Raw genomic sequence first — 22,054 nt, forward strand, 5'->3', positions numbered from 1 at the left:
TGTCGCGAGACAGGCGGCGGTTTTTATTTGTGGGCACGTTTTACTTCGCTACGCCCAGGTTCTGCTTGAAGAACATCTCGATTTTCTTGTACACGTGGCGCTGGCCCGCGCGCGACGAGATGCCGTGCTTGGCGCCCGGATACGTCATCAGGTCGAACTGCACGCCGCGGTTCACCAGCGCGTCGATCAGGCGGGTGCTGTTGCTGAACAGGACGTTGTCGTCGGCCATGCCGTGCACCAGCAGCAGCGGCGACTTCAGGCCGTCGAGGTGGGCGAACACGGTACTGGCCTTGTAGCCATCGACGTTTTCCTTCGGCATGCCGAGGAATTGCTCCGTGTAGTGGGTGTCGTACAGCGACCAGTCGGTGACGGGCGCCACCGAGACGCCCATGGCGATCTTGTCCGATGCCGCCGACAGCAAGCGCAGGGTCATGAAGCCGCCATAGCTCCAGCCGAACACGCCGATGCGTTTTGCATCGACGAAGCTTTGCTTGCCCAGCCAGTCGATGCCGACCAGCTGGTCGGCCACTTCGGCCGCGCCCAGGTTGTGGTAGATGGCGTCCGTGAATGCGCGCTCGCGGCGCGACGAGCCGCGGTTATCGAGGCGGAAGACGACAAAGCCCTGCTGCGCCATGTACTGGTCGAAGTTGTTGCCCCAGCGGCGAGCCACGTGCTGCGAGTGCGGGCCGCCATACGTCGACAGGTAGACGGGGTAGCGTTTGCTTGCGTCGAAGTTCGACGGCTTGACGATGGAGTAGTACAGCGTCTGGCCATCGTTGGCTTTCAGGGTGCCGTATTCCGTCGGCAGGTGGTCCGCCTTGTATTTCGCGTACGGGTGGCTGGCGTTCAGCGCGTTTTCTTCCAGCCAGCCCACCATGGCGCCGTCCGGGCGGCGGATGCTCACTTGCGGCGGCGTGGCCGGGTCGGAATACGTGTCGACGAAGACTTCGCCATTGCGCGAGAACGTCGTGTCGTGCCAGCCATCGGCTTTCGTCACGCGCTGCGGCTTGTCGGCCGTGCTGCCGTCCAGGGCCAGCGCGTAGGTCTGCTTGTCGATCACGGCGTCGCGGTTCGACGAGACGAACACCTTGCCCGTCTTCTGGTTCACGGCCAGCACGCTGTCGATGCCCCATGCGCCGGAAGTGACCGGGTGCAGCAGCTTGCCGCCCATGTCGTACAAATACAGATGGTTGCGGCCCGTGCGTTCGGACGACCAGAGGAAGGTGCCGTTCGACAGGAAGCGCAGGTCGTCATGGATGCTGACCCAGGTCTTCGACGTTTCCGTCAGCAGGGTGCGCTGCGCCAACGTGGCTGCATCAACTGCCACCAAATCGAGGGTCTTCTGGTCGCGCGACTGGCGCTGGTACACGAGCGACTTGCTGTCCGCGCTCCAGTCGGCGCGCACCAGGTAGATGTCCGGGTTCGTGCCCAGGTCCACCTGGCGCTGCGCGCCCGTTTCCGGCGAGACGATCAGCAGCTGCACCAGCACGTTCGGGTCGCCGGCAGCCGGGTAGCGCTGCTCGACGACGTCGGTGCGGTCGGCGAAGATTTCGAAGCGGCGCACGACGGGCACGGGTGCTTCGTCATAGCGTTTATACGCGATGGCGGAATCGTCGGGAGCCCAGTAGTAGCCGGTGCGCTGGCCCATTTCTTCCTGCGCCACGAATTCGGCTTCGCCGTTGCGGATGGTGCCCTTGCCGTCCGTCGTCAGCTGGCGTTCCTGGCCCGACTTCAGGTCGATGACATAGATGTTCTGGTCGCGCACGAACGACACATAGCGGCCTTTCGGCGAGATTTTCGGGTCGAGCACATTGCCCTTGGCGACCAGGCGCGCCTTGTCAGGATGGGCCGCGTCGACCAGGTACAGATTGCCGGCTAGCGGCACCAGCAGCTGCTTGCCATCGGGCGACCAGCTGTAGCTGAGAATGCCGTTCAGGCTGGCCGTGCGCTCGCGTTCGCGGCGCGCCTGCTCTTCGGGCGAAATCGTTTCATTCGGCACCAGCGCCTTCGAGTCGACCAGACGGTGCGTGCTCTTGTCCTTCAGCTTGAATTCCCACAGGTCGAGCTGGAACTGGTTGTCGGCGCGGCCGCGCAGGAACGTGACGCGCTCGCCGTCGGGCGAGACCTTCAGGTTGCGCACGCCGGGGCCGGCCAGCGCCGGATCGGCGTGGATGCGTTCCAGGGTCAGCTTTTCAGCCGATGCGGGAACGCTGGCCATCGCGGCCAGAAAACAAAGAATAAAACGCATGGATGTCTCGGTGATTGTAAAGGGATGGTCAAGAAAGATGCTTGACAGCAAACGATACCAGAGCACGGCGTTTAATGCGATAGGGCCAGCCACGGAATAATCCGGAAATTGCCTTCTTTACTTTGGCGGAAAGAGTGAGGAAGTGGTGCTTTGTATGGCGAAGCAGGGAGGGCGGCACGCATAAATTGCGCGCCGCCCTGTGTTCAATGCATTGTTTCAATGCGCCGCGCGCAGGCGCTGCAGCGACAGGCGGTTCAAATACCAGGTCAGCAGCACGGCCGCCACCGTCAGGCCCGTGACGAGGCCGATCCAGAAACCGACGGCGCCCATCGGTTCGGCCGGCGACCAGGGGAAGCCGGACGGCGCGAGGCCCAGCACGTAGCCGATCGGCAGCGAGAAGCCCCAGAACGCCAGCAGCTGGATCAGCATCGGCTGGCGCGTCACCTTGTAGCCGCGGATCGCGCAGGACGTCGCCACCTGCGTGGCGTCGGACAGCTGGAACAGGGCGGCGAACAGCAGCAGCTGCGCGCACAGGGCCTGCACCTGCGGGTCGGACGTGTAGGCTTGCGCGATCTGGTGGCGGAAGATGGTGATGACGGTAGCCGAAACGATGGCCGCCGTCAGCGACATGGCCACGCCCACCCACGAAATGAAGCGCGCGCGGTGCAGATTGGCTTCGCCCACGGCGTGGCCCACGCGCGTGACCAGCGCGATGCCGAACGTGAGCGGCACCATGAAGACGACGGACGAGAAATTCAGGGCGATCTGGTGCGCCGACACCTGGATCACGCCGAAGCGCGCCACCAGCAGGCTGATGACGCCAAAGGCGCTCACTTCGGCAAAGTAGGTCACGCCGATGGGCAGGCCCAGGCGCAGCATGGGACCGATGGACGACAGCTGCGGCCATTCCCAGTGCGTAAACGGATACGTGGCGCGGTAGGCGGGGGCGATCCTGATCCAGGCCAGCATGGCCAGCAGCATCATCCATACGCAGCAGGTGGTGGCCACGGCGCAGCCCACGCCGCCCATCTTCGGCATGCCCCAGTGGCCGTAGATCAGCAGGTAGTTGACGAGGATATTGAGGCCCAGCGCGGCCAGCGCGATCACCATCACGGGCTTGGTCTGGTTGATGCTGGTGCTGTAGCCGTACAGCGCGCGGTAGGCGGCGAACGGCGGCAGCGCGCAGCTGATGATATGCACGAACAGCTTGGCCTTGGCCGCCACGGCGGGTTCCAGCATCAGGTGGTCGAATACCAGCGCCGCCATGTTCGTCAGCAAACAAGCCACGAGGCCCACGAGCAGCGCCTTCCACAGCGACTGGCGCACGATGTGCGGCACCCGGTCGTGGCGCGCGGCGCCGATTTCATGCGCCACCAGGGTATTGATCGCCATCATGATGCCGCTCACGGTGACGAGCACGATGGACCAGATGGCCGCGCCCAGCGACACGGCGGCCAGTTCCTCGGGATTCGTATGGCCCGTCATCGCCACGTCGGCCGCGCCCATGCCGACGGTGGCCAGTTGGCCGATCAGGATGGGCCAGGCCAGCTTCCACAGAGACGAGACTTCAGTGCGGATGGCGGGCAGGGTGAACGAGGTAGTGTGTGGCATGGGCGGCAAGCTTGACTAAACACAAGATTCTACCGGCATTCGCCGTGCTTGTCCGCCGCCGCTCCCGGGAGATGCCTGGAGGGGAGCCGGGCGCGGTAATCATTTGTTACAGCTAAGTGGGCCGGTCGCGGATAGACTGCGTGCTCTATTTGGCAAAATGACCAAATAGTCAACCGCAGTACCCTGACTATGGAGTAAGACCATGTTGAAGAAAGCCTTGAATTGCGCCCTGTTGCTGGGCGCCGCCATGACGGCCGAACTGGCCGGCGCCGGCGAACTGACCCTGTATTCGCGCGACGATTATCACGGCCGCTCGCAGACCGTGCGCGATGCCGTCGCCGACCTTGAAGACCTCCGTTTCAACGACACGACGCAAAGCATCCGCGTGCGCTCGGGCCGCTGGGAAGCATGCGAGGAAGCCGATTTCCGCGGCGCCTGCTTCCTGCTGGAGGCGGGCGAGTATCCCTCGCTCGATGGCCGCGCCAACAAAATCACCTCGCTGCGCGAAGTGCGCGGCGGCTGGGGTGGTCATCCTGGCCGCGATCGCGACGGTGATCGTGATCGTGACCGTGGGCGCGACTGGGACGGCCGCCGGGACCGCGACCGTGAGCACGGCCATTTGCCAGGGCGCTCGCTGGGCGGTGAGCTGACCTTCTATACGCGCGACGATTTCGCCGGCCGCAGTTTGACCGTGCGCAACGCCTCGGCCGATTTGCGCGAGCGCGATTTCAACGATACGGTGCAAAGCGTGCGCGTGCGCTCCGGCTATTGGGAAGTGTGCGAGGACGTGGATTTCCGCGGCCGTTGCCGGACACTGGTCCCCGGTGAATACGCGAGCCTGGAGCGCATGAGCAACCGCATCTCGTCCGTGCGCGAAGTGCGCTGACGCAAAGCGGGCAGGAACGACCGGTCCCTGCCGGGGCCGGTTATTGCTTTTGGTAACAATTTATTGTGCTTTTCCCATACTTTGTTACACCGTTTTTTTCTGCGGATGGTTACACTGGCATCAGTTGTCATGTCGATCACTGATTGATCTTTACCGGTACTGGAGACCACCCGATGAATCGTCCGCTGAGTCTTGCGCTGCTGTGTGCCAGTGCGCTGTTAGCCCATGTGTCGGCGCACGCCGCTGAAATCAGCTTGTACACCGATGATAATTTCAAGGGCCGCATGGTGGTCTTGCGCGACACGACGGACGATTTGTCGCGCATGAATTTCAATGACAAGGTGTCGAGCATCAAGGTTGCTTCGGGCCGCTGGGAGGTGTGCGCGCATGCCAACTTCAAGGGCGCATGCAAGACGTTCGAGCGCGGCGATTACCCTTCCATGCCCGGCATGAACGACAAGATTTCCTCGGTGCGCCTGGCGGACGGCAGGGGCGGCGGCAGCCGACCCGAAACGCCATCCGCGCCGTCGCCATCTTCGCCAGAAGTGTCGCCGTCGCCAGAAACGTCGCGGCCACCGCCAGAGCGAGAACGCGAGCGCGGTGCGGCGCTGCAAGTGTTTGATACCTCGGCGCAGCGCGGTGCCTCGGTCGACATCAATAGCGACCGCGACGACTTTGTCGATATCGGCTTCAATGACCGCTCCGCCAGCATCCGCGTGCGCCACGGTTACTGGCAACTGTGCAGTGACTCCAATTTCCATGGCAGCTGCCGAGTGTATGCCCCGGGCAGCTACGAGTTGCCACGCAATCTGCAAGGCAAGACGTCATCGGCACGCCTGGTTGACCCGCGCGAGGAAAACCAGCCGGCCAGCGAAGACCCGATGCTGCTGCTGTACCCGCGCTCTCATATGGGGGGACGCGGCCTGCCGGTGAATCGCGATGTGAGCGATCTGGTACGCATGAACTTCAACGACCAGACCAATTCCATCGTGATCAATGCCGGCGACTGGGAAGTGTGCGCCGATGCGCATTACGGTGGCCGCTGCGAGATCCTCGAGCCCGGTATCTACAATACGCTTGATGCACTCGACGGCCGCATTTCCTCGCTGCGCCGCCTGCGTTGACACGGCACCGCAATGCATGAAGAATAACGATTAATTAACTGGAGTTGAGAATGATATCCCCTAGCCTGAAACTGGCGCTGTTTTCCAGCGCCGTCCTGTTCACCCACCTGGGCGCCCATGCGGGCGAGATCACCCTGTTCGAGGACGACAATTTCCGTGGCCGCGCCGTGACGCTGCGCGAAACGACGGACGACCTGTCGCGCATGGGCTTCAACGACAAGGCGTCGAGCATCATGGTACGTTCGGGCACCTGGGATGTGTGCACGGACTCTGGTTTTCGCGGCAATTGCCGCAGCCTGGGGCCAGGCGAATACCGCTCCATGCCTGGCATGAACGACGCCATCACCTCGGTGCGCGAAACGGGGCGCGGCGATGGCTACAATCCGGGGCGCCCGGGGCGCGATCCAGACCGTGGCCATGGCGGTTATGGGCGCGGCGGCACCCTGGAAGTGTATTCGGGCGCGGGCCAGAATGGCGGCTCGGCGCGCCTGAACCGCGACACGGACGATTTCGTCAGCATCGGTTTCAACGACCGCACCAGCAGCATCGTCATCTATAACGGCTACTGGCAGCTGTGCAGCGACTCGAACTACCAGGGCACTTGCCGCATTTTCGGCCCCGGCCGTCACGACGACCTGGGGCGCGGCCTTGACGGGCGCGTCTCCTCGGCGCGCATGGTCGACGAGCGCGAAGCGCGCCGCCAGCAGCAGTATGAGCGGCCGCAGTACCAGCAGCCACAATATCAGCAGCCGCAATACCAGCAGCGCGGCGCCGTCCTGCTGTTCCCCGAGGCGGGCATGCGCGGCGAACCGCTGGCGCTGGACCGCAATGCGGAAGATCTGGTGCGCTTCAATTTCAATGACCGCGCCTCGTCCATCGTCGTCAATGAGGGCCAGTGGGAAGTGTGCAGCGATTCGAACTTCCGCGGCCGCTGCGAAGTGATCGGGCCGGGCGAATATGGCCGCCTGAATGGCATGGAAAACCAGATTTCCTCGCTGCGCCGCGTGCGCTGACCGCGTCCTGACGCCGTGCTGACAGGCCGCCTGCCGGGAATGTCCCGCCAGGCGGCTTTTACATTCTCAGCCGTGTGCTGACATTTGCTTGCCCTTTGTTACACTCGCCGCCTGCCGCCTGGACTACACTGGCGAAAATGTCTCAGTATTGGAGTTGTCATGGTTCGATCTTTCCGCCCCGCGCTGCTGTGCGCCGCCACCTTCCTCGCCCCCCTTGCCGCATCCGCGGGCGAAATCACCCTGTTCGAGGACGCCGGTTTCCGCGGCCGTCCCGTCACCCTGCGTTCCGATGCGGGAGATTTGTCGCGCATGGGCTTTAACGACAAGACCTCCAGCATCATCGTGCGCTCGGGTACCTGGGAAGTGTGCAAGGACGCCAATTACCGGGGCAGCTGCCGCACCCTGGGGCCGGGCCGCTACAGCAGCATGCCGGGCATGAACGACGCCATCTCTTCGGTGCGCGAAGCGGGCCGCCCGGGCCATGGCGGCGGTGACCACCGTCCCTACCCGCCGCGCCCTCCGCGTCCGGAGCCGGAGCGTCCTTATCCCGGCCATCCAGGTTATCCCGGCCACGGCGGCGGCCACCGTCCCGACATGAATGGCGCCGTGCTGATGTTCCCTGACGCCGGCATGCGCGGACGGCCCGTGCGCCTGGACCGCGAAGTGCATGACTTGAACCGCTATGGCTTCAACGACCGCGCCGAATCGATCGTCGTCAATTACGGCCGCTGGGAGTTCTGCGTCGATGCCAATTTCCGTGGCCGCTGCGTGGTGATGGGGCCGGGCAGCTATGGCCGCCTGCATGGAGGCCTGGACCGCCGCATTTCCTCGGTGCGCCGCGTGCGCTAGGCATTTTCCGCTGCTATTTTCACCGCCCGCGCGCCCCGTGCCCCGCGGGCGGTGTTGTATTGTGCGCACGCGCTGTCGGCGCCAATTCGTGTACTCTTCCCATAGGCAGTTCAACCATGGGGAGCAAGCACGGTGGAATACAAGGACTACTACAAGGAGCTGGGCGTCGAGAAGACGGCGACCGAGGCCGAGATCAAGAAGGCGTACCGCAAGCTGGTGCGCAAATACCATCCAGACGTGAGCAAGGAACCGGACGCCGACAAGCGCACCAAGGCCCTGAACGAGGCCTATGGCGTGCTGGGCGACGCGGAAAAGCGCGCCGCCTACGATGAACTGGGCCGTAACCAGGGCGCGCAGGGCCAGCCCTTCCGTCCGCCGCCGGACTGGGGTTCGGGCTACGAATCGTCGGGCGCCGACGACAGCGATTTCTTTGCCGACCTGTTCGCCCACGTGGGCGGCCGGCGCCGCGCCAACAGCACCTTCCAGATGCAGGGCGAGGACAGCCACGCGGCCATCACCATTGACCTGCAGGACAGCTACCAGGGCGCCAAGCGCCACATCGTCATGCGCGTGCCCGAAGCGGATGCGCAAGGCCACGTGGTAACGCGCGAGCGTACCCTGGAAGTGACGATACCGAAAGGCGTCACGGAAGGACAGCAGCTGCGCATGAAAGGGCAGGGCAATCCCGGCAGTGGCGGTGCTCCCGCCGGTGATTTGTACCTGGAGATCCGCTTCCGGCCCGATGCGCGCTACAAGGTGGAAGGGCGCGACGTGTTCGAGACGGTGCCCGTCACGCCATGGGAAGCGGCGCTGGGCGGCGAGATCGACGTGCCCACGCCATCGGGCACGGTGTCCGTCAGCGTGCCGCCCAATTCGCAGACGGGGCGCAAGCTGCGCCTGAAAGGGCGCGGCATTCCCGCCGCCCAGCCGGGCGACCTGTATCTGCTGCTGGAAGTGGTGCTGCCGCCGGCGAACGACGACAAGGCGCGCGAACTGTATGCAACCATGGCGCGCGAGATGGCTTTCAATCCGCGCCAGAAGCTGGGAGGGTAAATCATGACAAACAAGGTAATTGGCGAATTGCTCGAAGACCGTGCCCTGAGCCTGGAAGAACTGGCGCGCGCCTGCGCCGTGGAGCCGGATTGGGTGGTGCAGCACGTGCAGACGGGCGTGCTGCTGCAAAATGGCCCGCCGGCGGGGCAGCTGACGGCCTGGCGCTTTACCAGCCTGGACCTGGTGCGCGCGCGCCGCCTGCACGAAATCGAATCCGTGTTCGACGCGAACGCCGAACTGGCCGCGCTGGTGGTCGACCTGTCGGAAGAAGTGGCGCGTTTGCGCCGCCGCCTGCACGTGCTGGGCGTGGAGTAGTCCTTATGCAGGCTCGCCGTGCCGCTGCACGGTGAGCCTGCCGATATAGAATTGCCCATTGACGACGACCCGGTGCGGGATGCCGGCCACGTCGAAGCCGGGACCGCCGTCTTCCATCCATTCCTGCGCCAGCGAGTCGAACTGCTGCGGCGTCATGCGCAGCATCTGCGCCGTGATGACGAAGCGCGCGCCAGGTTTTTGCTTGTTGACGAAGTCGTCGATGCCGGCCATGTGGTTCCTTATTAAAGTGTTACCCGCATCATACCTGTGTCAATTGTGAACTCACAACGCCTAACAAAACCGTAGCGAGCGGCAGCGATTTGTGGCTAAGAAGCGCAACCGTACTTTAGTACGGTGAGCATCGCAGGCCGCAAAGCGCGACGCGCAGTAGGTTTTGTTTGGCGTTTAAAACCCTTGGGCCAGCAACGGCAACTGCTCCGCAAACCGCTCCGTCAGCCACTTGCCTGCCTGGCCCGGCGGCGTGTCGGCGCGCTGGATTAGGTAAATCGGGTAATTCTCGCCATTGTCGACGGCCAGCGGCAGGTGCACCAGGCGGCCTTCGGCCAGGTCTTCCCGCACCATCGCTTCGGGCATGTTGCCCCAGCCCAGGCCAGCGCGTAGCAGCGCGTGCTTGGAACCGAGGTCGCCCAGGCGCCAGTTGCGCAATCCCAGCACGCCAAAATCCTGGCCCTCCGTCAGCACGCTGCGGTCGCTGAGCACCAGTTGCACGTGTTCGCGCGCCACGCTGGAGGCAATCGGCCCTGCCTGCTGCGCCAGCGCGTGGCTGGGGGCGGCCACGGGAATCAGGCGCACATGGCCGACGGCGAGGCGCTCGAAGACGCTGGCCGTGGCCGTCATCCAGCCACCGAGGCCGATGTGGCAGCTGCCATCCATCACCAGCTGCGCCACGGCGCCCATGGCTTCGATGCGCAGGCGCAGGGCGACGGTGGGGAACTGCGCCTGGAACGCTTCCAGGACGCGCACCAGCACGCAGGTGGGAAACATCACGTCCACCACGACAGATACTTCCGCTTCCAGTCCGCCCGCCAGCGCCTTGGCGCGCGCGCGCATGCCGTCGACCTTCAGGGCCACGGCGCGTGCGTCGGCCAACAGGGCCTTGCCCGCGTCAGTCAGGGTGGGTTTGCGCTTGCCGCGGTCGAGCAGCACCACATTCAGTTGTTCTTCCAGGTTGGCGATGGTGTAGCTGATCACCGATTGCGTGCGGTGCAGCTGGCGCGCCGCGTGGGCGAAGCCGCCCGCGTCGATGACGGCGACAAACACGCGCAACTGGTCGAGCGAAGGCTGGCCCGGTTCTCTCATGGTGACTCCATATCTAAAAATTCGATGCTAATCATTTATATTTATACGGTTTCATCGATGGTAGACCCGAACTATGCTGTGTGCAAGGGCCGCGATGCGGCATTCCAGTCTACCGTTTTCGAAGGAGCATTTCATGAGCAAAGTCTTGTACATCAATAGCAGCGTGCGCAACAGCGGTTCCCTGTCGCGTCAATTGTCCGGCGAATTCGTCGCCAAACTGGCCGCGCAAGGCGCCAGCGTCGTTGAACGCGACTTGGCGGCGCAGCCCGTGCCGCACCTGACGGAAGAGGTGATGGGCGCCTTCTTCACGCCAGCCGACCAGCGCAGCGCGCAGGCGGCAGCGGCCGTGCAATTGTCCGATATGCTGGTCGATGAATTGCTGGCCGCCGACGTGCTGGTACTGGCCGCGCCCATGTACAACTTTTCCGTGCCGTCGACCCTGAAGGCGTGGATCGACCACGTGGCGCGCGCGGGACGCACGTTCCAGTACACGGCGACGGGCCCTGTCGGCCTGGCCACGGGCAAGAAAGCGGTGATTTTCACGGCCAGCGGCGGCGTCTACAGCGAAGGCCCGGGCGCCGCGTATGACTACCTGAGCACCTATCTGCGCACGGCGCTGGGCTTCATCGGCATCACGGATATCGAGTTCGTGCAAGCCGAAGGCGTGGCCATGGGCGAGGAAGCCGTCAGCAGCGCGATCGCCAAGGGCCGTGCCTCGATCGAGGCGCTGGCTGCCTGAGTCAGGCTCTCCTCTAGTTCCAAAGAGGGATTGCCAATCTGCCATGGTTGACATAAGCTTGCCAGCGGCACGCCCCGTGCCAGCCTGGCGAGCCGTTCGCCATGAAAGTCCCTCATGCACAAGTTGGCAAGCGCGATATTGTTCGGATGTTCCTTGTTTTCAGCAGGCATGGCGCTGGCGCAGACCGCGCCCCCTGCGCCGCCTCACGTGGGCCGCCACGCCTCCACGCCCGAGGATATCCGCGCCATCGAAAAAGTCGTCGCCGACTTCCAGGCGGCCCTGATCGCCAAGGATGTCAAGCTGCTGTCGTCGATGCTGCTGCATACGAACATCCTGTTCGCCTCGCCGGCCGACGACGGTTTCATCAAGAAAATGCGCGACACGACGGACGTCCACTTCGACGGCGTCGGGGCGGCCGGCTATGTTGCATTCGCCAACTTCATCAAGCGCGAACCGCAGCGCACGGAAGAAAAATTCTACAACGTCAAGATCACCCAGGACCGCCACGTGGCATGGGTCAACTTCGACTACGAATTCCTCGTCGGCGACAAATTGTCCAACTATGGCATGGAAGCGTGGCAGATGGTCAAGCGCGATGGCGAATGGAAAATCCTCAGCGTCGTCTGGTCCATGCATCCCGCGGCCGAGGCGGGAAAATAGGCGCCAGACAGGCCGCGTCAGTCGCGCGGCAGTTCGCGAATTTCCACCGTCCCCCCTGCGTTCAGTACGGGGTTTCCGATTAACAATTTTTTTGCATCGTCTATACTTTCAGCTTGCACACGTAGATAGCCTGACAAGTGTGACGTGACCGGCCTGGCCTGGCCGGACTGGTGCACGCAGATACCGGGTCCGATGGAGCTGCCACCGCAGAAGCGGCCACTGGCCCTGAGCATGGCGAAGTAGTCTTCCCAGGCTGAGGTGGCGACGTCCACCGGTGTTTCCGTGTCGTCGTGCATGAAGATAATGTAGTCATTCATCTTTTTCTCCTGTGCCGCGTTATAAAAAGAGAGCTGAATTGAGTATCCTGAGCAATCGCGAGCGCATGGTTTTACCCTCACCGCGTCAGTCCGTAGAGACAAGCTGTCCGGCCATGTCATTTTTGGAGCGAACATCGTGCCGATAAAGTATGTTGATTTTTATGAGGTGAATTACACGGCAGAGCGCTTGCCGGGCTGCAAGCTATGGGGCGCCTACGTCGCCATCTATGCCCCTTCGCCCAATCCCATGCACCGGATGAATCTGGTTCGCAAGCGCCGGGTGTCGGCCGACCACCAGTTTACAACGGAAGCGGACGCCATGGCCGAAGCGGGCGAGGTGGCCGTCAAGCTGGTCGAGCGGCGCCAGCGCCGTTACGTCTTCCATCCCTGAACCGTCGCGTGGCTTGTTTCGGCGCAAGTTATTGCGAGTGAGCACAGTCCTGGCGTAGCCGGTGCAGGCGCGCCGGCGAAGTTGCCCGTATCATGCGAACTATTGCCACGCCAGAGGACCGCCATGAAACGCCAGTTGCACCTGCTTGTCATCGATCCGCAAAACGATTTTTGCGACTTGCCCGCCGCCTGGCTGCCGCCAGATACCGCACCGGCGCTGGCCGTGCCCGGCGCCCACGCCGACATGCTGCACGTGGCGCAACTGATCCGCGAAGGGGGCGGTGGCCTGACGCAGATCAGCGTGACCCTCGACGCCCACCACCGCTACGATATCGCCCACCCCGCCTTCTGGCGCACGGGCGATGGCGGCGCCGTGCCGCCGTTTACGCAGATCAGCGCGCAGCAGGTGCGCGACCGCCTGTTCCTGCCCGCCGCCAGCGGCGCCCTGCCGCGCGCGCTGGCGTACCTCGATGCCTTGCAGCAAGCGGGACGCTATCAATTGATGGTGTGGCCCGTGCATTGCGAGATCGGCAGCTGGGGCCAGAATATCCATGCGGCCGTGCGCGCCGCCTACAACGCCTGGGAAGTGGATCACCTGCAAGTGGTGGCCAAGCTGAGCAAGGGTTCCAATCCATGGACCGAGCATTACTCGGCCGTCATGGCGGAAGTGCCTGATCCTCAGGATGCGGCTACCCAGCTGAACCTGGATTTCCTTGCCACCTTGTTGCCGGCGCAGCAGATTTATGTCACCGGCGAGGCGGGCAGCCATTGCGTGAAAGCCAGCATCGAGCACATCGCCGACTACCTGCAAGCGCAGCAGGGACCGCAGGCCCTGTCGCGCCTGGTATTGCTGACGGACTGCATGAGCCCCGTCACGGGTTTTGCATCGCAGCAGCGCGACTTCCTGGCGGCCATGCATGCGCGCGGCGCGCGGCTGGCCACCTCCGCCGACGTCTTGCCCGAATTGTTGGCCAACGCGGCTGCCTGAGCCATTATTAATCGTGCCCTGCTGAAATGCTTGCGGTGGCGTACTATTCTGGCTTCAGGAAGTTGGAGAAAACACACATGACCCCGATAGTGCGCAGTTTGCTGGAAACCGATCTGTATAAATTTACAATGTGGCAAGCATTGCTGCACGGTCATCCGAATACCCATACCGAATACGAATTTGTCTGCCGTAACGCCACCGCCTTTCCCCTGGCCGAACTGAAGGGCGAACTGGAAGAACAGCTCGACCATTTATGCTCGATGTCGTTTGCCGACGACGAGCTGGCCTATCTGCGCACCCTGCGCTTCATGAAGAGCGATTTCGTCGACTTCTTGACGGTGTTCCGCTTCCAGCGCAAATTCATCGACGTCAGCACGGATGGCGACACTCTGCTCGTGCATGCGGCCGGGCCGCAGGTGCACGTGATGGGCTTCGAGATTTTCGTGCTGTACATCATCAACGAACTGTATTTCCGCCGCTTCGACCTCAATGCGGCCATGCGCGAAGGGCGCCACCGCCTGGGCTTGAAAGTGGCGGCCGTCAAGGAATTCGGCAAGCTGCCGCGGCGCAAGCATCCGTTCGAGTTTTCCGACTTCGGCGTGCGCCGGCGCTTTTCAGGCGCCTGGCATGACGAGGTGGTGCAACGGCTGGCGCGCGAGGTGCCCGAATATTTCAAGGGCACGTCGAATGTCTACCTGGCGAAAAAGCTGGGCATCGTGCCGATCGGCACCATGGCGCATGAATACATGCAATCGTTTCAGTCCTTCGGCGTGCGCCTGCGTGACTTTCAAAAGGCGGCACTGGAAGACTGGGTACAGGAATACCGGGGCGACCTGGGCATCGCCCTGACGGACGTGGTCGGCATGGATGCCTTTTTGGCTGACTTCGACCTGTATTTCGCCAAGCTGTTCGACGGCTTGCGCCATGATTCGGGCGACCCCGTCGCGTGGGGCGAGAAGGCGCTGGCCCACTACGCGGCCCTGCGCATCGACGCCAATACCAAGCGCCTCGTGTTTTCCGACGGGCTGGACCTGGACAAGGCGTTTGCCCTGTACCAGCACTTCGCCGACCGCATCATGACGGGCTTTGGCATCGGCACCAATCTCACCAACGATGTCGGTTTGACGCCGCTCAACATCGTCATGAAACTGGTGCGCTGCAATGGCCAGTCCGTGGCGAAACTGTCGGATTCGCCGGGCAAGACCCTGTGCAAGGATGAAACCTTCCTTGCGTATTTACGGCAGGTGTTTCACCACCCGGCAGTGTAGGTGCCTGGCTAGAAGCCCGTCACTACCGTGTTCATGTGCTCGACCTGGGGCGGGGCGGCGAAAAACTCACCGACGAGGCCGCGCCATGCCTGGAAGTCGTCGCTGCCGCGGAAATGCACGGTATGGTCTTCCAGGGTCGTCCAGCCCACCACCAGGCGGTAGGCATCGCCGTTTTCGATCGAGCGCTCCAGGCGCATCGATTCGCAGCCGCGTGCGCGCTGGAACAGGGGGATGGCTTTCGTCACGGCCGCTTCGAAGGCAGCATGCGTGGCCGATTTGATCTGGATGTGGGCAATTTCAAAAATCATGGCAAGTTCCACTGTGGAATGAAGGAATGCTGATCTTGCCATAATTTCGCCGCGCAGGGGGGAGGACGTCAGCCTGCAAGCGCCTGTGCGCTTGCGCACCGGCCGCCCGCGTGGCTGGCCGTGCGCTGGTCGATATCGCAGCCGTGATACGCCTGCACGATGGCGTGCGCCCGTTCCCGTTCCTGCGGGGTGCCGATGGCGACGACGAGGCGGAACATGCCGCGCCATGCGGCCTTGCCCTGTATGGGGACGGTGGGGACGGCCTCGTCGTCGACCGTGTCGAGCTGCACGGCGTATGCGGGGAACCCATCGTCGAGCAGGGCGCTGCGGGCCTGCTGCGCATCGGCAAAATGGTCGAAGATACGGATCAGGGCAGATGGGGCAAGGGGGTGCGTGGCGGTGCTCATGGTCTGGCTCCCGGAAGGTGTCGTTTGAATTTGACCGGCGAGCCTGTAAAAAATTCTGCCTCAGCCTGTAAAATCCTCGATCAAGGCGCAAAAGTTTGATAAATATCCAGTATGGTTGCCAAGTCGCGCTAAGATACGCCTTGCGGTGCGTCCTGCAGGCAGGGATGCGGGATCAATCTTTCATAGGAGAACCAAATGGCAGCGAAGAAAATTCTGTTTTTGACCGGCGATTTTGCAGAAGATTATGAAACGATGGTGCCCTTCCAGGCCCTGCTGATGCTCGGTCATACCGTGCATGCCGTCTGTCCCGGCAAGAAAAGCGGCGAGACGATCAAGACGGCCATCCACGATTTCGAGGGCGACCAGACATATACAGAAAAGCCGGGCCATTTGTTCACCCTGAACGCCAGCTTCGACGAGATCGACCCGGCCCACTATGACGCCGTGATGATCGCCGGCGGCCGCGCGCCCGAATATCTGCGCCTGAACGAGAAAGTCATCGCCGCCGTGCGCCATTTCGCCGAAGCGGGCAAGCCTGTCGCGGCCGTCTGCCACGGCGCGCAATTGCTGGCTGCCGCCGACGTCATCCGCGGCAAGCGCATTTCCGCCTATCCCGCCTGCGCGCCGGAAGTGAAACTGGCGGGCGGCACGTATGCCGACATCGCCGTCACGGACGCCGTCACGGATGGCCAGTTCGTCACGGCCCCTGCCTGGCCCGCGCATCCGGCCTGGCTGGCGCAGTTCGTCAAGCTGCTCGGTACCGAGATCCGTTTGTAACCTTTACCAGCCCGGCAGGCCGCAGCGCTTGCCGGGCGCACCACTTTTCAGATTCGAGTTCTTCATGCATGCGCTGCGCAGTCAATCTTCCCGCAAACAACTTCCAGCCTCGCGCTGGCGCCAGCGCCGCCTGGCGCAAGCCGCATCGGGCCTGAGCGCCGCGCAGGAACGCCAGCTGGCCACCCTGCACGAGATTTCCACCTTGCTGGCGGGGCAGCACGCCATCGATGCGCTGTGCCGCGGCTTCCTGCGCCACGTGATGCAGTTCGCGCAGGCCGAAGGGGGCACCGTGCGCATCCTCGACCCGCAGCACGATACCGTGCATATCATCGTGCACGAGGGCATTTCCGACGCCATGGTGGAAGAGGAACACTGCATCCGCAACAACGATTGCCTGTGCGGCGCGGCCGTGGCGCAGGGCGTGATCCAGATCCGCGATTTCCGCCAGGTCGATGCCTTGCAGCGCTACCGTTGCCAGGACGAAGGCTTTATCGCCATCGCCGTCTTTCCCATCCTTGCGCGCGAGCAGGTGGTGGGCAGTTTTTCGCTGCACTTTGCGCAGCCGCAAGCCGTGCAGGCGCAGCAGCAGGGCTGGCTGGAAACCCTGGGTCAGAGCCTGGGTATCGCCATCGAAAACCAGCGCCTGATCGCGCGCGAAAAGGAATTTGCCGTGGCGCGCGAACGCAGCCTGCTGGCCGAAGGCTTGCACGACAGCATCGCGCAAAGCCTCAATTTCATCAGCCTGCAAGTGCAGATGCTCGACGATTCCGTGCGCCGGGGCCAGCTCGACGAAGCGGCCGAAGTGTTGCCGCTGATGCGCATGGGCGTCGAGCAAAGCTACCAGGACGTGCGCGAATTGCTGGTCAATTTCCGCACGCGCTGGCATGGCAGCGACCTGGAAAGCAAGCTCACGGAAGTGCTGGCCAAGTTCGAGCTGCAGACGGGCGTCACGGGAACCCTGGAGATGAGCGGCAATGGCGCGCCGCTGGCGCCGGAACAGCAGTTGCAGATCCTGTTCATCGTGCAGGAGGCGCTGTCGAATATCCGCAAGCACGCGCAAGCGGGCAGCGTGACGCTGCGCGTGGAAAACGGGCGCGATTTTGCGCTGCAGGTGCGCGACGATGGCGAAGGCTTTGCCGCCAACCTGCGCGACAAGAAAACGGAATTGCAGATCGGCTTGCGTATCATGCAGGAACGGGCCGAGCGGCTCGGTGCGCAATTTGCCATCGACAGCCGGCCCGGCGCCGGCACGACGATCTCGCTGGCCTTGCCGGCAGCCCGGCGCCAGGCCGCGTAACAGATGACTTATCCCTATCAGGCAACAAACATAGTGAACGCACCAATCAAAATCCTGCTGGTCGATGACCACACCTTGCTGCGCAGCGGCGTCAAGCTGCTGTTGCAGCGCAATCCTCAATTCCAGGTGGTGGGCGAGGCATCGAACGGGCTCGACGGCGTGCGCCTGACGGCCGAACTGCAGCCCGACGTGGTGCTGATGGACTTGAACATGCCCGGCGTGTCCGGCGTCGAGGCGCTGCAGTTGATCTTGCAGGACTTGCCGCAGATGATCGTGCTGATGCTGACCGTGTCGGAAAACGCGGCCGACCTGGGTGCGGCCCTGCGCGCTGGCGCACGCGGCTACTTGCTGAAAAATATCGAAGCCGAGCAGCTGGGCCAGGCCATTTGCCGGGCCGCCGCCGGCGAATCCGTGATTGCCGACGCCATGACGGCCAAGCTCGTGTCGCAGTTCCGCGCGGGACAGAATGCGCCCCAGGCCGACTATGACAAACTGACGCCGCGCGAACGCGAAGCCATGGCCTGCCTGGCGCAAGGACTGAGCAACAAGGAAATCGCGCGCCAGCTGGACGTGGCCGAAAGCACGGTGAAAATCCACGTGCAAAACATCCTCAAAAAGCTTAAGCTCAGCAGCCGCGTGCAGATCGCCGTCTACGCCGTCGAGCGCGAATTGAGTAAATAAAGATCAAACAACGCGCAAATAGTGCGCAAGGAATCCGCGATTGTTTGATCTGCATGGCGTTCCGGCCTAGACAACCCTAGTTCCTTTGACGTATGGCCTTGACCGTGCCTGCGCATTACACTCTTAGTCATTCGCTAATCTAATAAGAGAGTGTCATGCATAAGGTCAACGTCGATGGCTTGCTATCGAGCCAGGCTCTGTTCCGCCATATTTCCCCTTCGCAATTAGAGCAATTGCGCCAGGATGTCGTGCGCGTCGAAGTGGAAAAAGGCAAAGTGCTGTTCCGCAAGGGCGAAGTGGCGGAAGGCGCCTATGTGGTGGTCTTCGGCCTCGTCAAGCTGAGCGTGTTTTCCATGGAAGGCACGGACAAGGTACTGGAACTGATCCGTCCAGGCCAGAGTTTCGGCGAAGCCATGATTTTCCTCGATGAACCGTATCCGTTCTGCGCCGAAGCGCTCGAGCACTGCCTGCTGTTGCGCATCCCGCCGCACGCGCTGCTGCGCCTGCTGGACCAGTCGCCACGCATCGCGCGCCAGATGATGAACAGCCTGTCGCATCACCTGATGGGTTTTATCCGCAACGTGGAACGCTGCTCCGTGCAGAACGCCACCCAGCGCGTGGTCGAGTACCTGCTGCAGGCATCGGACCAGCAGCGTTCGAACGAGGTCAAGCTGGACCTGAAGAAAAGTCTGTTGGCATCGTTTTTGAACCTGGCGCCCGCCACCCTGTCGCGCGTGCTGCACCAGTTGACGGACTTGCACCTGATTAAAGTCAGCGGTTCGCTGATCCAGATCCAGCCGGATGCCTTGAAGACGTATCGCCACGGTTCCGCCACGGCCATGCTGAATTAAGCTTTTTCAGCAGGCAAGGTCAGCCGCCAGAACAGCAGGGCGAGCAAGCTGACCGCCGCGCCCAGCGCGCATACCCCATGCCAGCCCGCCAGCGCATACACGCTGGTGGCGGCAATCGCACCGACTCCGCTTCCCACCGCATAAAACAGCATGTAGCACGCCACCAGGCGGCTGTGCGCGTCGCTGTCCTGCCTGAAAATCAGGCTCTGGTTCGTCACGTGGATGGCCTGGCCCGCCAGGTCCAGCGCGATGATGCCGACGATCAAGGGCCACAGGGCTGCGCCCGCAAAGCTCAGCGGCAGCCACGCGGCCAGCAGCAGCAACAGGGCCGCCCCCGTCGTCCATTGCGCGCGTCCGCCGTCGGCCAGCGCCCCGGCGCGCGCCGCGCCCAGCGCGCCGATCACGCCCACCAGGCCAAACGCGCCGATGGCCGCATGCGAATAGCCTTGCGCCGTCAAGGGCAGCACCAGGGCGCTCCAGAAAATATTGAAAACGGCAAACATCAGCAGGGCCAGCATGCCCCTTACGCGCAGCACCTTGTGGTGCAGCAGCATGTCCAGCATCGAGGCGAGCAGGGCGCCGTAGCCCAGCCGTCGATTGGCCGGCTGCGCCGGCGGCAGCTTGCGCCACAGCAGCAACAGCAGGGCGCAAGCGATGGCTGCCGAAACAAAATACACGGCGCGCCAGTCGGCAAGATCGGCCACTACGCCGGACAGGGTGCGCGCCAGCAGCAAGCCGATCACCACGCCGCCCTGCGCCATGCCGACGACTCTGCCCCGCTCATGGCTGGCTGCCGCGCTGGCCGCATAGGCGATCAAGCCCTGTGTCATGGCCGTGCCCAGCAGACCCACCAGCAGCATGCCGCCCAGCAAACCGGCCGTGGAACGGGCGCAGCCCAGCGCCGCCAGCGTGACGGCCAACAAGCCCAGCTGGAACAGGGTCAGCCGGCGCCGGTTCAGCATGTCGCCCAGCGGCACGAGCAAGAGCAGGGCCAGCGCGCAGCCGAACTGCGTGGCCGTGACGACCATGCCGCTGGCAGCGTCCGTCATGCCGAATTCGTGCGCCAGGGTGGCGAGTAAAGGCTGGGCGTAATACACATTGGCCACGCTGAGGCCGGCCGCCGTGGCAAACAGCCAGACGAGGGAAGAGGGAAGTGCTGTCGTGATGGGTGGGTTGGTATCGCGCATGGGCTTGTATGTAAGTGGTTTCAAATTAAAACTAGTTTGAGTCTACGCCGAGAAGTTTTAAAATGCAACCAGTCAATCCTGGAGAATGCCCGTGGCCAAGCGCAAGAGCCTGAAAACCGACCCCTGTCCCGTGGCGCGCGCGCTTGACGCGATCGGCGAGCGCTGGTCGCTCCTGATCGTGCGCGACGCCTTCGACGGCATGCGCCGCTTTGGCGAATTCCAGAAAAGCCTGGGCGTGGCGAAGAACATCCTGGCCGACCGCCTGCACACCCTGGTGGAAGAAGGCATCTTTACGGTTGCCCCCGCCTCGGACGGCACGGCGTACCAGGAATACGTGCTGACGCAAAAGGGGCTGGCCCTGTTTCCCGTCGTCGTCGGCTTGCGCCAGTGGAGCGAGTCGCACTTGTTCGAGGCGGGCGAGGCGCATTCCACCTTGCTGCAACGCGGTTCAGGCTTGCCCGTGCGCCGCATGGATGTGCTGGCAGCGGATGGGCACGTGTTGCAGGCGGGCGACACGGTCGTGCACAAGGTGTTGCCGCAATGAGCCGCGTGGCCGTGCTGGGCGGGGGGATCACGGGCGTGACGACGGCGTATGCGCTGGCGAAACGGGGCGTGAACGTGACCCTGATCGAGCGCCACCGCTATGCGGCCATGGAAACGTCATACGCGAACGGCGGGCAATTGTCGGCCTCGCATGCGGAAGTGTGGAATCACAAGGCAACGATACTCAACGCCTTGAAATGGATGGCGCGGCGCGATGCGCCGCTGCTGCTGCATCCATGGCCCAGCTGGCACAAGCTGAGCTGGTTTGCGGAGTTTCTTGCCGCCATGCCCGCCTACGAGCGCAACACCATCACCACGGCGCGCATGGCGATCGCCGCGCGCGAACATTTGTTTGCCTGGGCGAAAGAGGAAAATATAGCTTTCGATCACCGCCGCGCCGGCATCCTGCATGTGTACCGGGAGCGTGCCGGCTTCGAGCGGGCGGCTGGCGTCTCGCGCCTGCTGGCACAGGGCGGACTGGAGCGGCGCGCCGTCACGCGGCAGGAAATGCGCGCCATCGAGCCGACCTTGCAGGGCGACTTTTATGGCGGCTACTACACGGACAGCGATTCCACGGGCGACATCCACAAGTTCACCAGCGGCCTGGCCGACGCCTGCGTGCGCCGTGGTGTGGCTTGCCGCTACGGTGCAGAGGTCACGGCGCTGGCGCGCGAACACGGCAAGGTGCGCATTAGCGTGGGAGACGGCGCGGGCGAGGACAGCACCCTGTTCGACGCCGTCGTGATCTGCGCGGGCACGGCCAGCCGCACCCTGGCCGCATCGCTGGGCGACCATGTGAATGTGTATCCCGTGAAAGGGTACTCGATTACCGTGCAGCTCGATGACCTTGCCAGCCGCGCGGCGGCGCCCAAGGTCAGCCTGCTCGATGATGCCACCAAGCTGGTCAGCAGCCGCCTGGGCGAAGACCGGCTCAGAGTGGCGGGCACGGCCGAATTCAACGGCATCAACCACGATATCCGCGCCGACCGCATCCGGCCACTGCTGCAGTGGGTCGAGCAGTGCTTTCCGGGCATCAATACGCGCAAGGTGATCCCTTGGGCGGGCTTGCGTCCCATGCTGCCGGACATGCTGCCGAAAGTGGGACCGGGCAAGGCGCCGGGCGTGTACTACAACACGGGCCACGGCCACCTGGGCTGGACCCTGGCGGCGGCCACGGCGGAGATGGTGGCGCAGCAAGTGGCTGCCGTGGCGCGGAATTGAG

The 22,054-nt window shown here is 63.3% G+C and carries 25 protein-coding genes; 17 read left to right on the forward strand and 8 right to left on the reverse strand.

Features of this window, described 5'->3' with window-relative positions; translation table 11 throughout:
* Positions 1–40: 40 nt before the first annotated feature.
* Positions 41–2,248, reverse strand: a complete 2,208-nt coding sequence (locus LSO07_RS07470) for a S9 family peptidase (RefSeq protein ID WP_151093100.1) — start codon at positions 2,246–2,248, stop codon at positions 41–43.
* Between the two features lie 216 nt (positions 2,249–2,464).
* Positions 2,465–3,859, reverse strand: coding sequence for an MATE family efflux transporter (locus tag LSO07_RS07475; RefSeq protein WP_151093102.1), 1,395 nt, complete (start codon positions 3,857–3,859; stop codon positions 2,465–2,467).
* Between the two features lie 202 nt (positions 3,860–4,061).
* On the opposite strand from LSO07_RS07475, the gene LSO07_RS07480 reads away from it, so the two are divergent.
* The 6 genes from LSO07_RS07480 (at position 4,062) to LSO07_RS07505 (ending at position 9,099) form a co-directional block, all read left to right on the forward strand.
* Positions 4,062–4,745: a beta/gamma crystallin family protein gene (locus LSO07_RS07480; RefSeq protein ID WP_034781882.1), complete on the forward strand. Its 684-nt coding sequence runs from the start codon at positions 4,062–4,064 to the stop codon at positions 4,743–4,745.
* Between the two features lie 173 nt (positions 4,746–4,918).
* On the forward strand, positions 4,919–5,869 hold the full coding sequence (locus tag LSO07_RS07485) for a beta/gamma crystallin-related protein (protein WP_099389453.1): 951 nt from the start codon (positions 4,919–4,921) through the stop codon (positions 5,867–5,869).
* 50 nt (positions 5,870–5,919) lie between these two features.
* The gene (locus LSO07_RS07490) at positions 5,920–6,882 is read left to right on the forward strand and encodes a beta/gamma crystallin-related protein (protein ID WP_151093103.1); all 963 of its coding nucleotides are present in this window, start codon (positions 5,920–5,922) and stop codon (positions 6,880–6,882) included.
* A gap of 159 nt (positions 6,883–7,041) precedes the next feature.
* Complete coding sequence (locus LSO07_RS07495) at positions 7,042–7,731, forward strand: beta/gamma crystallin-related protein (protein WP_034781886.1); 690 nt, start codon at positions 7,042–7,044, stop codon at positions 7,729–7,731.
* A gap of 132 nt (positions 7,732–7,863) precedes the next feature.
* Positions 7,864–8,784 carry a DnaJ C-terminal domain-containing protein gene (locus LSO07_RS07500; RefSeq protein WP_034781891.1) on the forward strand — a complete coding sequence of 307 codons (921 nt, stop codon included), beginning with the start codon at positions 7,864–7,866 and terminating at the stop codon, positions 8,782–8,784.
* Between the two features lie 3 nt (positions 8,785–8,787).
* Positions 8,788–9,099: a MerR family transcriptional regulator gene (locus LSO07_RS07505; protein ID WP_046685292.1), complete on the forward strand. Its 312-nt coding sequence runs from the start codon at positions 8,788–8,790 to the stop codon at positions 9,097–9,099.
* Between the two features lie 3 nt (positions 9,100–9,102).
* Here the strand turns inward: LSO07_RS07505 and LSO07_RS07510 are convergent, their stop codons facing one another.
* Positions 9,103–9,330, reverse strand: coding sequence for a hypothetical protein (locus tag LSO07_RS07510; RefSeq protein ID WP_034781896.1), 228 nt, complete (start codon positions 9,328–9,330; stop codon positions 9,103–9,105).
* A gap of 174 nt (positions 9,331–9,504) precedes the next feature.
* A complete protein-coding gene (locus LSO07_RS07515) occupies positions 9,505–10,419 on the reverse strand; it encodes a LysR family transcriptional regulator (protein WP_034781899.1) in 915 nt (304 codons plus the stop codon).
* A gap of 133 nt (positions 10,420–10,552) precedes the next feature.
* Here LSO07_RS07515 and LSO07_RS07520 point away from each other — a divergent pair, with 133 nt between their 5' ends.
* Together LSO07_RS07520 and LSO07_RS07525 are read left to right on the forward strand one after the other, a co-directional pair.
* The gene (locus tag LSO07_RS07520) at positions 10,553–11,158 is read left to right on the forward strand and encodes an FMN-dependent NADH-azoreductase (RefSeq protein ID WP_151093105.1); all 606 of its coding nucleotides are present in this window, start codon (positions 10,553–10,555) and stop codon (positions 11,156–11,158) included.
* Between the two features lie 153 nt (positions 11,159–11,311).
* A complete protein-coding gene (locus LSO07_RS07525) occupies positions 11,312–11,818 on the forward strand; it encodes a nuclear transport factor 2 family protein (RefSeq protein WP_191909600.1) in 507 nt (168 codons plus the stop codon).
* A 17-nt stretch (positions 11,819–11,835) separates the two neighbouring features.
* Here LSO07_RS07525 and LSO07_RS07530 read toward each other — a convergent pair whose 3' ends face one another.
* Entirely contained in the window at positions 11,836–12,135 is a 300-nt protein-coding gene (locus tag LSO07_RS07530; RefSeq protein WP_070257532.1) for a hypothetical protein, read from the reverse strand.
* A gap of 136 nt (positions 12,136–12,271) precedes the next feature.
* Here LSO07_RS07530 and LSO07_RS07535 point away from each other — a divergent pair, with 136 nt between their 5' ends.
* From LSO07_RS07535 to pncB, 3 genes are all read left to right on the forward strand, one after another.
* Positions 12,272–12,526 carry a hypothetical protein gene (locus tag LSO07_RS07535; protein WP_034781908.1) on the forward strand — a complete coding sequence of 85 codons (255 nt, stop codon included), beginning with the start codon at positions 12,272–12,274 and terminating at the stop codon, positions 12,524–12,526.
* 123 nt (positions 12,527–12,649) lie between these two features.
* On the forward strand, positions 12,650–13,513 hold the full coding sequence (locus tag LSO07_RS07540; RefSeq protein ID WP_151093109.1) for a cysteine hydrolase: 864 nt from the start codon (positions 12,650–12,652) through the stop codon (positions 13,511–13,513).
* Between the two features lie 77 nt (positions 13,514–13,590).
* Positions 13,591–14,781: a nicotinate phosphoribosyltransferase gene (gene pncB / locus LSO07_RS07545; protein ID WP_151093111.1), complete on the forward strand. Its 1,191-nt coding sequence runs from the start codon at positions 13,591–13,593 to the stop codon at positions 14,779–14,781.
* 8 nt (positions 14,782–14,789) lie between these two features.
* Here the strand turns inward: pncB and LSO07_RS07550 are convergent, their stop codons facing one another.
* Both LSO07_RS07550 and LSO07_RS07555 read right to left on the reverse strand, forming a co-directional pair.
* Complete coding sequence (locus LSO07_RS07550; protein ID WP_034781921.1) at positions 14,790–15,089, reverse strand: antibiotic biosynthesis monooxygenase family protein; 300 nt, start codon at positions 15,087–15,089, stop codon at positions 14,790–14,792.
* A 68-nt stretch (positions 15,090–15,157) separates the two neighbouring features.
* Positions 15,158–15,496 (reverse strand): hypothetical protein, encoded by a 339-nt coding sequence (locus LSO07_RS07555; RefSeq protein WP_151093113.1) that lies wholly within the window; start codon positions 15,494–15,496, stop codon positions 15,158–15,160.
* A gap of 195 nt (positions 15,497–15,691) precedes the next feature.
* Between LSO07_RS07555 and LSO07_RS07560 the strand changes: the two genes are divergently transcribed.
* The 4 genes from LSO07_RS07560 to LSO07_RS07575 all read left to right on the forward strand — a co-directional run bounded on the left by LSO07_RS07560 (position 15,692) and on the right by LSO07_RS07575 (position 19,102).
* Positions 15,692–16,273 (forward strand): DJ-1/PfpI family protein, encoded by a 582-nt coding sequence (locus LSO07_RS07560; protein WP_034781925.1) that lies wholly within the window; start codon positions 15,692–15,694, stop codon positions 16,271–16,273.
* Positions 16,274–16,337: 64 nt separating this feature from the next.
* Positions 16,338–17,570 (forward strand): GAF domain-containing sensor histidine kinase, encoded by a 1,233-nt coding sequence (locus LSO07_RS07565; protein WP_070257535.1) that lies wholly within the window; start codon positions 16,338–16,340, stop codon positions 17,568–17,570.
* Positions 17,571–17,573: 3 nt separating this feature from the next.
* A complete protein-coding gene (locus LSO07_RS07570) occupies positions 17,574–18,251 on the forward strand; it encodes a response regulator (RefSeq protein ID WP_191909601.1) in 678 nt (225 codons plus the stop codon).
* A gap of 155 nt (positions 18,252–18,406) precedes the next feature.
* The gene (locus LSO07_RS07575; protein ID WP_034759676.1) at positions 18,407–19,102 is read left to right on the forward strand and encodes a Crp/Fnr family transcriptional regulator; all 696 of its coding nucleotides are present in this window, start codon (positions 18,407–18,409) and stop codon (positions 19,100–19,102) included.
* Here the strand turns inward: LSO07_RS07575 and LSO07_RS07580 are convergent.
* Complete coding sequence (locus LSO07_RS07580; RefSeq protein WP_151093115.1) at positions 19,099–20,289, reverse strand: MFS transporter; 1,191 nt, start codon at positions 20,287–20,289, stop codon at positions 19,099–19,101. The genes LSO07_RS07575 and LSO07_RS07580 overlap by 4 nt on opposite strands.
* Before the next feature lie 91 nt (positions 20,290–20,380).
* Between LSO07_RS07580 and LSO07_RS07585 the strand changes: the two genes are divergently transcribed.
* Both LSO07_RS07585 and LSO07_RS07590 read left to right on the forward strand, forming a co-directional pair.
* Entirely contained in the window at positions 20,381–20,833 is a 453-nt protein-coding gene (locus LSO07_RS07585; RefSeq protein WP_034782258.1) for a winged helix-turn-helix transcriptional regulator, read from the forward strand.
* The gene (locus LSO07_RS07590) at positions 20,830–22,053 is read left to right on the forward strand and encodes a D-amino acid dehydrogenase (protein WP_151093117.1); all 1,224 of its coding nucleotides are present in this window, start codon (positions 20,830–20,832) and stop codon (positions 22,051–22,053) included. The genes LSO07_RS07585 and LSO07_RS07590 overlap by 4 nt, the downstream gene beginning before the upstream one ends.
* The last annotated feature ends 1 nt before the right edge of the window (position 22,054 follow it).

The organism is Janthinobacterium sp. PLB04 (assembly GCF_021165895.1).
Lineage (GTDB): Bacteria > Pseudomonadota > Gammaproteobacteria > Burkholderiales > Burkholderiaceae_D > Janthinobacterium > Janthinobacterium lividum.